Annotated in this window: 11 protein-coding genes; 5 read left to right on the top strand and 6 right to left on the bottom strand. The window is 65.0% G+C overall.

The features are described from left to right. Positions 1-11 precede the first annotated feature (11 nt). A complete protein-coding gene (locus DNK49_RS04955) occupies positions 12-2876 on the top strand; it encodes a DUF2339 domain-containing protein (RefSeq protein WP_110523214.1) in 2865 nt (954 codons plus the stop codon). A gap of 207 nt (positions 2877-3083) precedes the next feature. Here the strand turns inward: DNK49_RS04955 and DNK49_RS04950 are convergent, their stop codons facing one another. From DNK49_RS04950 to mnmG, 6 genes are all read right to left on the bottom strand, one after another. After that, positions 3084-3935: a ParB/RepB/Spo0J family partition protein gene (locus tag DNK49_RS04950; RefSeq protein ID WP_110523213.1), complete on the bottom strand. Its 852-nt coding sequence runs from the start codon at positions 3933-3935 to the stop codon at positions 3084-3086. Next, positions 3932-4294: a HepT-like ribonuclease domain-containing protein gene (locus DNK49_RS04945; protein ID WP_110523212.1), complete on the bottom strand. Its 363-nt coding sequence runs from the start codon at positions 4292-4294 to the stop codon at positions 3932-3934. The genes DNK49_RS04950 and DNK49_RS04945 overlap by 4 nt, the downstream gene beginning before the upstream one ends. Then, positions 4294-4587 (bottom strand): nucleotidyltransferase family protein, encoded by a 294-nt coding sequence (locus DNK49_RS04940; RefSeq protein ID WP_110523211.1) that lies wholly within the window; start codon positions 4585-4587, stop codon positions 4294-4296. Before DNK49_RS04940 ends, DNK49_RS04945 begins: the two co-directional genes overlap by 1 nt. 10 nt (positions 4588-4597) lie before the next feature. Then, positions 4598-5368, bottom strand: a complete 771-nt coding sequence (locus tag DNK49_RS04935; protein WP_110523210.1) for a ParA family protein — start codon at positions 5366-5368, stop codon at positions 4598-4600. A gap of 99 nt (positions 5369-5467) precedes the next feature. After that, on the bottom strand, positions 5468-6127 hold the full coding sequence (gene rsmG, locus DNK49_RS04930; protein WP_110523209.1) for a 16S rRNA (guanine(527)-N(7))-methyltransferase RsmG: 660 nt from the start codon (positions 6125-6127) through the stop codon (positions 5468-5470). Further along, positions 6124-8034, bottom strand: coding sequence for a tRNA uridine-5-carboxymethylaminomethyl(34) synthesis enzyme MnmG (gene mnmG, locus DNK49_RS04925; protein WP_110523208.1), 1911 nt, complete (start codon positions 8032-8034; stop codon positions 6124-6126). The genes rsmG and mnmG overlap by 4 nt, the downstream gene beginning before the upstream one ends. Before the next feature lie 326 nt (positions 8035-8360). Between mnmG and DNK49_RS04920 the strand changes: the two genes are divergently transcribed. The 4 genes from DNK49_RS04920 (at position 8361) to DNK49_RS04905 (ending at position 13086) form a co-directional block, all read left to right on the top strand. After that, positions 8361-8579 carry a Nif11-like leader peptide family natural product precursor gene (locus DNK49_RS04920; RefSeq protein ID WP_110523207.1) on the top strand — a complete coding sequence of 73 codons (219 nt, stop codon included), beginning with the start codon at positions 8361-8363 and terminating at the stop codon, positions 8577-8579. Positions 8580-8790: 211 nt separating this feature from the next. Continuing rightward, on the top strand, positions 8791-9888 hold the full coding sequence (locus tag DNK49_RS04915) for a toll/interleukin-1 receptor domain-containing protein (RefSeq protein WP_110523206.1): 1098 nt from the start codon (positions 8791-8793) through the stop codon (positions 9886-9888). Further along, positions 9885-12077 (top strand): ATP-binding protein, encoded by a 2193-nt coding sequence (locus DNK49_RS04910; RefSeq protein WP_110523205.1) that lies wholly within the window; start codon positions 9885-9887, stop codon positions 12075-12077. Before DNK49_RS04915 ends, DNK49_RS04910 begins: the two co-directional genes overlap by 4 nt. Positions 12078-12135: 58 nt before the next feature. Further along, on the top strand, positions 12136-13086 hold the full coding sequence (locus DNK49_RS04905; protein WP_110523204.1) for an alpha/beta hydrolase family protein: 951 nt from the start codon (positions 12136-12138) through the stop codon (positions 13084-13086). Positions 13087-13098 lie beyond the last annotated feature (12 nt).

Genomic DNA, 13098 nt, shown 5'->3' with positions numbered 1-13098 from the left:
GCCCGACGATCATGAACACACTGCTCTGGATCGCGGCTGGTGCGCTGCTTGGCATGTTGGAAGGCGCCGGCGGGGCTGTTGCGGGAGCCGCGCTCGGCGGCATGATTGCCAGCCTGCGCAAGGACCGCCATCGCACCCTCGATCAGCACGACACGCGCCTGCGCCAGCTCGAACACGAAGTCGCCACCCTACGCAGCCAGCTGGATGCTGCAGGCGGTGCCCACCCGGTCGGCAAGACAGCCAACATCGGCACCGAAACGCCTGAAAACGAAGTGATTGCCGCAGCTGCGCCGCCCTTGCCCGAAGCCAGTTCAGCCTTGGATGAAGCGCATCAGATCCCTGCTGCATCCAAGCCGGCACCACACCAACGCGCTGCCGCAACAATCGACACCGAGATGGCCTTCACCGCAGCGGATGCCCAAGTCGTCTCACCCGATTCCGGGCAGCGGCTAGCCACCCCGCCTCAGTCCCCCGGCAATCACCCTGTGTCGGGCGAGGAGGAGCGCTCGTTCGACCTCGACCCGATCTACCGCCGCTGCCGCGACTGGCTGTTTGGTGGCAACACACTGGTGCGGGTCGGCCTGCTGGTGCTGTTCTTCGGCCTCGCCTTTCTGGCACGCTACGCGATCGAGCACACGACCCTGTCGCCTGCCCTGCGTCTGAGCGGCATCGCCGTGTTCGGCCTGGCATTGGGCGCCATCGGCTGGCACCTGCGCGAGCGTCGGCGCAGCTATGCGCTGAGCCTGCAGGGCGGCGCGATTGCCATCCTCTACCTGAGCGCCTTCGCGGCATTGCGGCTGTACGCACTGTTGCCCGCCAGCACCGTATTCGCACTGATGCTCGCCATGGTGATGGTGGCTGCAATACTCGCCGTGCGCCAGGACGCTGCAGCGCTGGCCGTGATCGCGACCGCCGGCGGGTTTGCCGCGCCCATACTGGCCTCGACCGGAACAGGCAGTCACGTCCAGCTGTTCACCTACTACGCCTTGCTCAATACCGGCATCCTGGCGCTGGCCTGGCTGAAGGCGTGGCGGGGCCTGAACCTCACCGGCTTCGTGTTCACGTTCGCGATCGGTTTGAGCTGGGGCGCTCAGTTCTACGCCCCCACCCATTTCTCCACCACCGAGCCCTTCCTGATCCTGTTCTTCCTGATGTACGTCGCGGCTACCGTGGCCTACGCCTGGCGGCAGGCCCCGCGATTGCGCGATCCGGTCGACGGTACGCTGACCTTCGGCGTACCGGTGGTGGGGTTCGGGCTGCAGGCCGCGCTGGTGTATGAGATGCCCTACGCGCTGGCCTGGAGCGCTGGCGCGGTGGGCCTGTTCTACCTGGCGCTCGCGGCCGCGCTGCATCGCCTGCAGCGTCCGGCGCTGTCCTTGCTGACCCGTAGTTTTGTCGCACTCGGCATCACCTTCCTGACCCTGGCACTCCCCCTCGCCTTCGACGGCCGCTGGAGTGCGGCGGCCTGGGCGCTGGAGGGCGCGGGCCTGTGGTGGATCGGCCTGCGCCAGCAACGTCGACTCGCTGCGGCAGCGGGCCTGCTGCTGCAGCTTGGCGCGGCAATGCTGTTTGCCGCAGATCTGGCCTTCCACCCCGGCCTGCGCCAGCCCCCGGTGCTGAACAGTGCCCTGCTCGGTACCGTGCTGATCGCCGCGGCGGCCTTCTTCAGCGCGGGCCTTGCTGCCCGCCTGGAAAGTACCCGCCCAAGGCTCAGAACCGCCGCCCATGCGCTGCTGGCCTGGGCCTGGCTATGGTGGCTGGGCGGCGCCCTGGCCGAGATCGATGCTCACCTCAACACCGGATTGCAGCCGGCCGCCTCGCTGCTGCTGTTCGCACTGAGCGGAGCCCTCGCCTGCAAACTGGGCGAGCGCTTGCAGTGGCCGAGCCTGCGGGTAGCCGGGCTGCTACCGCTGGCTGGCATGCTGCTGGCCCTGGTCGAGACCGTCGGCTATGCCGTACCCCCTACGGCAAATCTGGGCGGCCTGGCCTGGGGCGTGGGCATTGCCGCGCACCTGTACTGCGCGCGCGGCCTGACTTTCAGCCGACTCGAGCGCAACCTGGTCACGCTTGCGCATGCCGCGGGGGTATGGGTGCTTGCCTTCGCACTTTCCCAGGAGGCGGGGCTGCGCCTGACTCATCTCGCACTTGGTCAGGGTTGGGTCGACGCGGGCTACGGCCTTGCGCCCGGCCTGCTTCTGGCCGCGCTGCTGTGGGCCGGCAGGGGGCAGGGGCAACGGTCTGCGCAGTGGCATACCGTCTACCGCCTATGGGGCGCCGCACCGCTCGCTGCCGCCCTCACGCTCTGGGCGATCATGGTCCAGTTTGCCGGTAACGGCAGCGCCCAGCCCTGGTCCTACCTGCCGCTGCTCAATCCGCTGGATGTCGCGGTGATCGCGACCCTGGCCATTGTCCACACCTGGTTGCGCACCAGCACCGATATCCTCGCCCAGACCTTCACCACCGTGATCCGTCTGCAGGCAATGCTCGGTGCCGCCGCCTTCATCGCGTTCAATGGCCTGCTGCTGCGCGCCATCCATCATCTGGGCGGGATCGACTGGGCGCTGGACAGGCTGCTGTCGGCACCGCTCACCCAGGCCACCTTGTCACTGAGCTGGGCCGCCTTGGGACTGGCCATGATGCTGTTTGCCGGGCGTCGCGTCAGCCGTCCGCTGTGGCTCGCAGGAGCGGGCCTGATGGCCGCCGTGGTGATCAAGCTATTTACCGTAGACATGGCGGCCAGCGGTGCTCTTGCGCGCATCGTGTCCTTCATCGGAGCGGGCCTGGTCCTGCTGTTGGTCGGCTATTTTTCGCCGCTGCCACCCAGACAGGCGCCGGCGACGACCGGGCCCGCAAGCCAGACAGAAGACGAGGCCTGAGCTAGGAGGCTGTCGGACTTGAGCGATCGTAGCGAGCCGAGGGGGAAAACGAGGACAGATTCGGCCGTTTTTGAGGCGCATAGTCATTCCATGCGACGAAAAAACGGGCGGATATGGACCGTTTCTCCCACTGGCGCAGCAGATCGGCCTCAAGCCCGACAGCCTCCTAGATACGGCCCGCCGGGCAGGCATGCTGCCCTCGGGCGGTCAGCGCAGGCGCCCAAGCAGGCCGTCCAGCTGGTCCAGGCTGCCAAAGCGGATGGTCACCTCGCCCGCGCCCTTCTTGTTGGCCTTGATCTTGACCGTGGCGCCAATCGCATCGGCGATCTCTTCCTCGAGACGGACGAGATCGCGATCCGGTGCAGCATGGGCCTTTTTCTGGCGGGGGTTGAGTACCTGCTGCACCAGACGTTCGGTCTCACGTACCGACAGCTGGCGGGCCGCAACCACATTGGCAAGCTGGATCTGGTTGGCCCCATCCAGCGGCAGCAAGGCGCGGGCGTGCCCCATGTCGATATCGCCCGCCATCAGCAATTCCTGCACCGGTTTGGCCAGGTTGAGCAGGCGCAACAGGTTGCTTGCCGCCGGACGCGAGCGCCCGACGGCATCGGCCGCCTGCTGGTGCGTCATGGCGAATTCATCGATCAGACGCTGGATGCCACCCGCTTCTTCCAGCGGATTCAAGTCTTCGCGCTGGATATTCTCGATCAGCGACATCGCCAATGCGGCATCGTCGGGAATCTCGCGCACGAGGCAGGGTACGTCTTCCAGTCCGGCGATCTGCGCCGCTCGCCAGCGCCGCTCACCCGCAATGATCTCGTAGAGTTCGTCGCCGATCGGCCGCACCAGGATGGGCTGCATCACCCCCTGGGCCTTGATCGAGGCCGCCAGCTCTTCCAGAGAGCCGGGATCCATGCGGGTACGTGGCTGGTATTTTCCAGGCTGCAACGCAGTGGTTGGCAAGGTCTGCAGTTCGCCCTTGTCGGCGTCGTCGTCGCGATTGGCCGCCAGCAGGGCATCAAGCCCGCGGCCCAAGCCTTTGAGTTTGGGTGGTGTCATGCGTCTTTCTTCAAATCCGGGATACTGGAAAGTCGCTCCAGCTCGGGCAACATTGCAGCAATCTCGCGACTGGCAGTGGTCCACACCAGCGCGAGATCCACCTCGAAATAGTCGTGAATCAATTTGTCTCGGAATGCCGCCATCGCTCGCCACGGTAATTGACGATGAGCGGAACGAAAATCATCTGGCAGCTTCTTGGTCGCCTCACCGATCACTTCAAAGCACTGAATGACCGCCCGCTGACGCATTCTGTCAGCAAGAAAAGCCTCTCTCCCAACCGATACGTAATCCGCGATCTCACGGGCAGCACCGGTGATATCCGCCAACAACAGAGGCAGTGCCCGCTGGCGCTTGTCCATCACAACGCCCGCGCTTCGCGAATCACTGCCTCGCGGATCATGGGATGCAGCCCCCCGACCGTCGCGACCTCCACCGGCCGGGTCAGCAATTGTGCCAGCTCATCCTGCAGCTCGAACAAGTCGAACAGGCTCGCCTCTTCATCAAACTCGACCAGTAAATCCACATCACTGGAGGCCACCTCTTCGCCTCGCGCCACCGAACCGAATACACGTGGGTTACGCGCGCGATGCCGGGCCAGACAATCAAGCACACGCTCGCGGTTGGCGATCAGGTGGTCGAGCAGACGGCCCATGGTCAATGTCTCACAGCGTCTTGATGCGTTCGATCATCTCTTCGGCGAAGGCCGTGTACGCCTGCGCGCCCTTGGCCGCCTTGTCGAACACCACACCCGGCATGCCATGGCTGGGCGCCTCGGCCAGACGCACATTGCGCGGCACCACCGCGCGGAACACCTTGTCGCCGAAGTGGCTCTCGAGCTGGGCCGACACCTGCTGCTGCAGCGTCACCCGCGGGTCGAACATCACCCGCAGCAGGCCGATGATCTTGAGATCGCGATTGAGGTTGGCATGCACCTTCTTGATCGAATTGACCAGATCGGACAGGCCCTCGAGCGCATAGTATTCACACTGCATCGGGATGATCACGCCATGCGCGGCACACAGGCCGTTCAGGGTCAGCAGCGACAACGATGGCGGGCAATCGACGAGCACGAAATCGTAATCGGCATCGAAGGCATGCAGGGCCTCGCGCAAGCGCTTCTCGCGCTTGTCCAGGCTGACCAGTTCGATCTCGGCACCGGCCAGATCGCGATTGGCCGGCAGGATGTCATAGCCGCCCGTCGGCGAATTGACTCTTACCTGCTCCAGCCCGGCAAGGCCGACCAGCAGGTGATACACCGACTGCTGAAGCGCGCGCTTGTCCACCCCGCTGCCCATGGTGGCGTTGCCCTGCGGATCGAGGTCGACCAGCAGGGTGCGCTGCCCGGCCTGATGCAGGGCGGCGGCGAGATTGACGCAGGTGGTGGTCTTGCCCACCCCGCCTTTCTGGTTGGCTACACAGAAGATACGCGCCATGGTCTTGGTCGGACGATTCCATTCAGGGGATGCACGTCATCTGCGTGCATCCGCAAGTGTAGTTCAATGCGGCAACGCAACATGCGCTACCGGAAAAATTCAGCCCGGCTGACGCCGCAACACCAGCAGGTGGCGCTCGGCATCCAGGCCCGGCACCGTCAGCGGATGCACCTCCGCCACGATCCAGCCTGCCGGCAGCGCTGCCAGCTCATCGGCCGGATGCACCCCTTTCATCGCATACAAGGCCCCACCTTCCGCGACCAGATGGCCAGACAAGCGGGCAAAGTCCGCCAGACTGGAGAAGGCACGCGAAATCACGCCCTCTGCCGCGCCACCAGACAGGCTGTCTGGCTGCACCTGCTCGACACGCTTGTTGATGACGGTGAAGTGACCCAGCTGCAGCTCGATCTTGGCCTGCTGCTGGAAGGTTGCCTTCTTGTTGACCGTCTCCACCGAGTTGACCACCAGGCCGTCCCGCACGATGGACAACGGAATGCCGGGCAAGCCGCCGCCCGAACCGATATCCGCCAGGGTCCGCAGATTGCCGACAAGGGGCAGCACCGCCAGCGAATCGAGCAGGTGGTGCGTGACCACCTCCTGCGGGTTACGGATCGCGGTCAGGTTATATACGCGGTTCCACTTCAGCAGCAGTTCGCCATAGGCGAGCAGCTTGTCGACAATCGCTTGCGGCAGCGTGAGACCCAGCGCAGCGATACCATCGGCCAAGCGGCCGGCGTAGGGGGCAAGGGGTCCATTCATGCGCGACGTTGCTCCGTGCCTGCACGCGCTGCCAGGTCGCGACGCTTGAGCCAGACCAGCAACAGGGATATAGCCGCCGGCGTTACCCCCTGGATGCGCCCGGCCTGGCCGATGGTCTGCGGCTTGTGCTGATTGAGCTTCTGCTGCACTTCCTTGGACAGCCCACGCACCTCGGCGTAGTCCAGACCTTCGGGCAGCGCCGTCGATTCGGCCTGCAACTGGCGTGCGACCTCGTCCAGCTGACGGTCGATGTAGCCCTGGTACTTGGCCGCGATCTCGATCTGCTCGATCACCTGTGGGTCGGTCTCACCCGCTTCCGGCGCGCCGGGCAGACTCATCAACGAGGCGTAACTGGTCTCCGGCCGGCGCAGCAGCTCGAAGTAGCGCTGCTCGCGCTCCAGCGGCTTGCCCAGCACGCGCAGTTGATCGTCCACAGGAATCGCATCCGGTCGCGCCCACGCGGCTTTCAACTGCGTGCTGCCACGTTCGATGGCCTCACGCTTGGCGCAGAAGGCCGCCCAGCGCGCATCGTCCACCAAGCCCAGCTCGCGCCCCTTTTCGGTCAGGCGCAGGTCGGCATTGTCCTCGCGCAACTGCAGCCGGTATTCGGCGCGCGAGGTAAACATGCGGTACGGCTCGGACACTCCACGGGTGATCAGGTCGTCCACCAGCACCCCCAGGTAGGCCTCGTCGCGACGCGGGCACCAGGGTTCGCGCCCCTGCACCTGCAGCGCCGCGTTGGCCCCGGCGAGCAGGCCCTGGGCAGCGGCCTCCTCGTAGCCGGTGGTTCCGTTGATCTGGCCGGCAAAGAACAGGCCGCCGATCGATTTCGTCTCGAGCGAACTCTTGAGGTTGCGCGGATCGAAATAGTCGTATTCGATCGCGTAGCCCGGGCGCAGGATATGGGCGTGCTCCAGACCACGGATCGAGCGCACGATCTCGAGCTGCACGTCGAAAGGCAACGAGGTGGAGATTCCGTTCGGGTAGATCTCGTGCGTCGTCAAGCCTTCCGGCTCGAGGAAGATGTTGTGGCTATCCTTGTCGGCGAAGCGGTGGATCTTGTCCTCGATGGACGGACAGTAACGCGGCCCGATGCCCTCGATGACGCCGGAGTACATCGGCGAGCGGTCGAGGTTGGCCCGGATCACATCATGGGTACGGGTATTGGTGCTGGTCATCCAGCACGGCAGCTGCGCCGGATGCTGGCTGGCCGAACCAAGGAAGCTGAATACCGGCACCGGGTCATCGCCCGGCTGCACCGTCATCACCGAAAAGTCGATGGTGCGCGCATCCAGCCGTGGCGGGGTACCGGTTTTCAGACGGCCCTGCGGCAACTGCAGCTCCTTCAGCCGCTGACCCAGCGAAATCGCCGGTGGGTCACCCGCACGACCCGCGGAATAGTGCTGCATGCCGACATGGATCAGACCATTGAGAAAGGTGCCGGCGGTCAGCACCACCGCCGGCGCCTCGAAGCGCAGGCCGATCTGCGTGACCACGCCAGTCACCCGGTCGCCAACCACCGTCAGATCATCCACCGCCTGCTGGAACAGCCACAGATTGGGCTGGTTCTCCAGGCGCTTGCGGATCGCCGCCTTGTACAGCACGCGATCGGCCTGGGCGCGGGTGGCGCGCACCGCGGGGCCCTTGGACGCATTGAGGATGCGGAACTGGATCCCGCCCTCATCGGTGGCCGCAGCCATCGCCCCGCCCAGCGCATCGACCTCCTTGACCAGGTGGCCCTTGCCGATGCCACCGATCGACGGGTTGCAGCTCATCTGCCCCAAGGTCTCGATGTTGTGGCTGAGCAGCAAGGTACGACAGCCCATGCGTGCAGCGGCAAGCGCCGCCTCGGTGCCGGCATGACCGCCACCAACCACGATGACATCGAAACGGGAGGGATAAAGCATGGCGCGCTCCGCGCAGTGAAGCCGGGAAGGAAGGGGCAGGATTCTACGCCGACAACGCCTGGATGCCTAGCACAACACATGCTTGTTTCACGAAATACTCATTTTTAAACATATGGTTAAACTTCGTTTTGAAGCCAGGCCCAGAAGCCCCGCCCCCAAGCCCGCAGTAAGGCATGAGCGTGACACCCACACCGAAAACAACACTGGAACACTTATTGCAGTTCCGTACGGGTGCCGACAACAAGCCATGCACCCGCCCTTGGCGGAGGCCAGGGCCGTCGGCGCGTTTCACTCCTTCAACCACAGTCAGGAAGCAAAGTCGGACCATGGCAATCAAGGAAATCAAGGCCTTCTCGGATAAGGCACGCACTGACGCCGAACTCGGCGAAAAACTCAAGAGCTGTCAGAAGGTTCGCGAGATGCTGACACTCGCGAAAGATAGCGGCTTCAACTTCATCGAAGACGAGCTCTATCCGCCCAATGAAGCACAGTTCACCGAAGAACAGCTGTCCGAGCGTCTGGTCAAGGCCTTGCTCAGGGCCTGAGCCACGCCATGTTTACCGTGTCGCTTGTCAGACATGCGACACGGCCCGACCTACGCGCCATTCCGGCGTGATCGGCAACATCCAGCCCCTGTTCGACCCGGAAGCAGCAGGCTTCTGACACCCGGCATCGTGACCCTGCATCTTCTCCTTTCATTGCCTCCCACTTGTCCTATGCTTTCAGGACAAGGCGTCAAGTTGGCAGGGAGTCGGCATGGCCTACGTCGGCAGTCCGTTCGAACACGACCTGTTCATCAGCTACAGCCACGGCGATGATGGCAAGGGTCGGGGTATTCTCCGCCCCTGGTCGCAAGCCTTTGCCCGCGAACTCGAAAACGAGTTGCGCTTCGACTTCCGCCTGACCCGTTCGCTGAACGTCTTCTTCGACGCAGGCGAGCGTCCGGGCGAGGGCATCGACCCGATGGACGGGCTGCACCCGCAACTCCAGGCCCATGCCGGCAGCTCGGGACTGCTGGTGGTGCTGATGTCACCGCACTATCTGGCTTCGCGCTGGTGCGAACGCGAACGCAGTTGGTGGCTTGACGGACAGCATGCGCTCGGTCTGCCAACCCAGGAGCGGATTGCCATCGTTCGCATGGCGCCGACCGAGCCCCCCTGGCCTGCCGAGTTCTGCGATGCACAGGGAGAGCCGCTGGTCGGTTTCCAGTTTCATGAACGCGTCGGCACCTGCCGGCCGCTGGGCTGGACCGAACTGCCCGACGCCTTCGGCAAGGACTTCCGCGCGGCCCTGGTCGAGCTTGCCGGCCACCTGGCCCTCAAGCTCGATGCGCTCAAGGTCCGCACCTCGGCCTTGCAGCGCATCCAGGATGAAGCCAGGCGCCTTCAGGCACATGGTGGCCAGGCAATTTACCTGCATGGGCGCGACGACAACCGAACCACCTGGGAGCGCACCGCGCTTGCGCTGAGCGACGAGGGCTTTGCGGTGTTCCCTGGCGAACCCGACCCCCCGGTGAGCGAACCGGAAGCCCGCCTCAAGCTCAACGAACAACGTGTCGACACCCTGGGCAACTGCGACGCCCTGCTGCTGCTCGGCACCGCCGACGGCCGCGCGCTGGACCTGGACCTGATGGAGGTCGGACGCCACAACCGCCAGTCCGCACGGGCACGCAGCCACCGCCTGTTACCCTGCGGCGTGCTCGATACCGTCGGCCCGCCCGTGGCCACCGAGATTCGCAAACGGGCTGCTCGCAATCTGCAGGCAGACTGGCTGGACGGCACCACTGAACCCTGGCTTCCGCGCGTCCATCAATGGCTGACCGACAAGGGCACTGCCGCGGTGCAGGCGCCATGATCGCCACTGCCGACCTGGCCGCCGATACGGACGCCGACAGTCCGGGCTGCATCCTGCCGCCACGCCCCTACCCCGGGCTGCGCCCTTTCGCCGCCAGCGAGTGGCCGGTGTTCTTCGGCCGCGAACGCATGACCGATGAGGTGCTTGCACGTCTGATCCGGCACCGCATGTTGTTCGTGCACGGCGACTCGGGCTGTGGCAAAAGCTCGCTGCTGCGCGCCGGCGTGTTCGCCCGGCTGACACAAGGCGCCCCAGGTCAGCGCTGGCGCACGGCAGCCGCCCTGCCCGGCACCACGCCGCTCTGGAACCTAGCAAAGGCCTTTGCCGATCTGACCGGAGAGGCGGATGACGATGGCTGCGTGCTCGCCTGGCGGCGGGCGCTCAACGCCGGCATCCATGCGGCCGACGCGCTCCGCCCGCGGTTCGCCGGGACTGACAACGCCCCATGCTGCCTGCTGATCGACCAGTTCGAGGAGCTCTTCGAGCATGCACGCAGCCAGGGCCCCGAAGAGGCCATCCTGCTGACCCGCGTACTGATCGGGCTGCACGAGCAGCCCATCCCTGGGCTGCACCTGGCCATGACGATGCGTTCCGAATACCTCGGCGCCTGCGCACGATTCGAAGGCTTTGCCGAGATGGTCAATGCGGTGCAGTACCTGCTGCCAAGGATCGAACACGAAGACATGATCCGCGCCATTTGCGAGCCAGCGCTGCTCTACGATGGCACCGTCAGTCGCGAGCTGGCCGAACGCATGATTGCCGACGTCGGCGGCAGCCAGGACCAGTTACCGCTGATCCAGCACGGTCTGATGCGGCTCTACCAGCGCACCGAGCGCGATCCAGCGGGTCGCTGGCGCCTGGGCGTCACGGACTTTCCGGCGGCCGGCGGGCTGGCCGGCCTGCTGTCAGCCCACGCCGATGAGGTCATGGCACAGGTGCAGGCCGTTGCCGGCACGCCTCCACGCCTGGTCGAGGACCTGTTTCGCGCATTGTCCGAGATCAATGCCGAAGGGCACGCCATCCGCCGCCGTCAGCGCCTGGACCAACTTGCCCTGATGAGCGGCACGAGCGTCGACAGGATGCGCAAGGCGATCGATGCCTTTCGTGCCGACGGCGTGTCCTTTCTCGGCCCCCATGGCGAGCACGCACTATCTGACGGTGCCGCAGTGGACGTCGGCCATGAGGCCCTGCTGAGATGCTGGCAGGCACTGGCAGACCCACGTGACGGCTGGCTGATCCGCGAGTTTCGCAACAGCCTGGTCTGGCGGGCGCTGCTGGTGCAGGCCGACAGCTTCGAACGCAACCCCGACAATGTGCTTGCGCCGGCCACCACCGACGAACGTGAACGCTGGCTCAAGCGACGTAATCCGGCCTGGGCCGAACGCTATGGCGGTGGCTGGGACCGCGTGCAGGCCCTGATTGCTGCCAGCATCCACGCCCGTGATCAGGCCAGGGCAAACGAAGCCGAAGCCCTGCGCCGCAGCGCCAGGGCCGGCCTGATGCGCCGGGCGCTGACCATCACCGGCATGTTGGTGGTTGCCCTGATCACTGCGCTGCTGTACGCATTCAGTGAAATACAGGAAAGTCGTATCCAGCACGCCAGCGTAGACGCCACCCGCAGTCGCAACATCGAACTCGAGAACCTGATCACCAGCCTGCGTACCCGAAACGAATCCCTGGGCGCAGAACTGGCGGCCACCCTGAATGCGCTGGAAGAAGCCAAGGCGGCAGTCGTGCATCAGACCGGCAGCACGGTTGACACCCGTGGCTGGACGGCACAGATCACCACCGCGCAGAACAAGCTGCAGCAACCCGCTGCCACACCAGCGCCCATCGCCAGCAGCAGCCTCGCCCCCCGGCTTTACGTACACATTGCCGAGGAAGGGCAACGCACAAACGCACGCGCGCTGGAACGGATGCTGGAGCAACTCCGGATCGGCGAGCGCACGCTGGTGGTGCCAGGTATTGAGCTGGTCAAGGAGTTTCCTTCGCAAGCCCAGTTGCGCTGCTTCTCGCCGCCGGAGTGCGAACGTCTGGCACCTGTCGTGCTGGCCGAGATCAACCGCCAGCTTGCCTCACCCCAGGTCGAGCTGCGCGACCTGAGCAACCGCTACGGCAAGACCGCCACCCGTGACGGCCATCTGGAGCTGTGGTTTCCAGCCGGCCCCATCCAGTTGCGAATCCCATGACACCCTTGCATCCCGCTCCACCCACACCGTACAGACAGCCGACAGGGAGACCTCCAGCATGGCCCACATCACCTTCATCCACGGCATTGCCAACAAGCCCGACTGCGATGCCCTGCTGCGTATCTGGCTGCAGGCCCTCGCCCGCAACGATGGCCCGGACCTGGGCAGTGAAGGCATCAGCGCCTCGATGGTGTATTGGGCGGATGTCATGTATGCCGCACCGCTGATCGACGACGGCCGCTACGAGAGTGTGGCCGACGACGATTTCGAGTCCATCCGCCAGGACGGAATCACCCCCGAGCAGGCAGAAGACTGGCGCGAGGAGCTTCCCCCCGACGAAGCCGCGCAGATCGATGCGCTTGCCCGTCATCTGGGTGCCGACGAACCGGATGAGGAAGTCGATCCGGTCCCCATCGGCACACCGGAAGCCGAGCTCGAACGCATCCCGCTACCGTGGGCGATCAAGAAGCCCATGATGGAAAGGCTGCTGCGCGACGTGCATCACTACCTGTTCAATGCCTTGCACAGCCCGCGCCCGGGCGTGCAGTTCCGGGTTCAGGACGAGATCCGCGCCCGCTTTGTCGCCGCGATCGAGGCGGGCAACACGCTCGCGACCGGCACGCCACATGTCGTCGTCAGTCACAGCATGGGTACGGTCATCGCCTACGACTGCCTGAAACGGGTCGCCAGTTGTCCCTCAGTCAGCGCACTGATGACCCTCGGCAGCCCGCTCGGACTCGACGAGATCCAGGACATGCTGAAGCCGGAATGGCGGCGCAACGACGGCTTTCCCACCCCGCGGGTACGCGGACGCTGGGTCAATGTGTTCGACCGGCTCGACCCGGTTGCCGGCTTCGACCCCCACTTTGCCAATGACTATCGCCGCGACGGTACGGAAGCGGTCGAAGACATTCAGGAGGCAAACTGGGGCGCCTGGCGCCATTCGATCACCAAATACCTGCAAGGCCGGCAACTGCGTGCAGCACTGACCCAGTTGCTGACGCCATGAATGGCTGAACCG

The sequence above is a fragment of the Parazoarcus communis SWub3 = DSM 12120 genome (assembly GCF_003226565.1).
Taxonomy (GTDB): Bacteria; Pseudomonadota; Gammaproteobacteria; order Burkholderiales; family Rhodocyclaceae; genus Parazoarcus; species Parazoarcus communis.
This window is presented reverse-complemented; position numbering and strand designations above follow the sequence as displayed.

Bases quoted from the DNA above. Each gene is read 5' to 3' on its own strand.
- DNK49_RS04935 (WP_110523210.1), bottom strand. From the start codon at position 5,368: ATGGCGCGTATCTTCTGTGTAGCCAACCAGAAAGGCGGGGTGGGCAAG.
- DNK49_RS04950 (WP_110523213.1), bottom strand. From the start codon at position 3,935: ATGACACCACCCAAACTCAAAGGCTTGGGCCGCGGGCTTGATGCCCTG.
- DNK49_RS04910 (WP_110523205.1), top strand. From the start codon at position 9,885: ATGATCGCCACTGCCGACCTGGCCGCCGATACGGACGCCGACAGTCCG.
- DNK49_RS04915 (WP_110523206.1), top strand. From the start codon at position 8,791: ATGGCCTACGTCGGCAGTCCGTTCGAACACGACCTGTTCATCAGCTAC.
- DNK49_RS04955 (WP_110523214.1), top strand. From the start codon at position 12: ATGAACACACTGCTCTGGATCGCGGCTGGTGCGCTGCTTGGCATGTTG.
- DNK49_RS04905 (WP_110523204.1), top strand. From the start codon at position 12,136: ATGGCCCACATCACCTTCATCCACGGCATTGCCAACAAGCCCGACTGC.
- DNK49_RS04940 (WP_110523211.1), bottom strand. From the start codon at position 4,587: ATGGGCCGTCTGCTCGACCACCTGATCGCCAACCGCGAGCGTGTGCTT.
- mnmG (WP_110523208.1), bottom strand. From the start codon at position 8,034: ATGCTTTATCCCTCCCGTTTCGATGTCATCGTGGTTGGTGGCGGTCAT.
- rsmG (WP_110523209.1), bottom strand. From the start codon at position 6,127: ATGAATGGACCCCTTGCCCCCTACGCCGGCCGCTTGGCCGATGGTATC.
- DNK49_RS04920 (WP_110523207.1), top strand. From the start codon at position 8,361: ATGGCAATCAAGGAAATCAAGGCCTTCTCGGATAAGGCACGCACTGAC.
- DNK49_RS04945 (WP_110523212.1), bottom strand. From the start codon at position 4,294: ATGGACAAGCGCCAGCGGGCACTGCCTCTGTTGTTGGCGGATATCACC.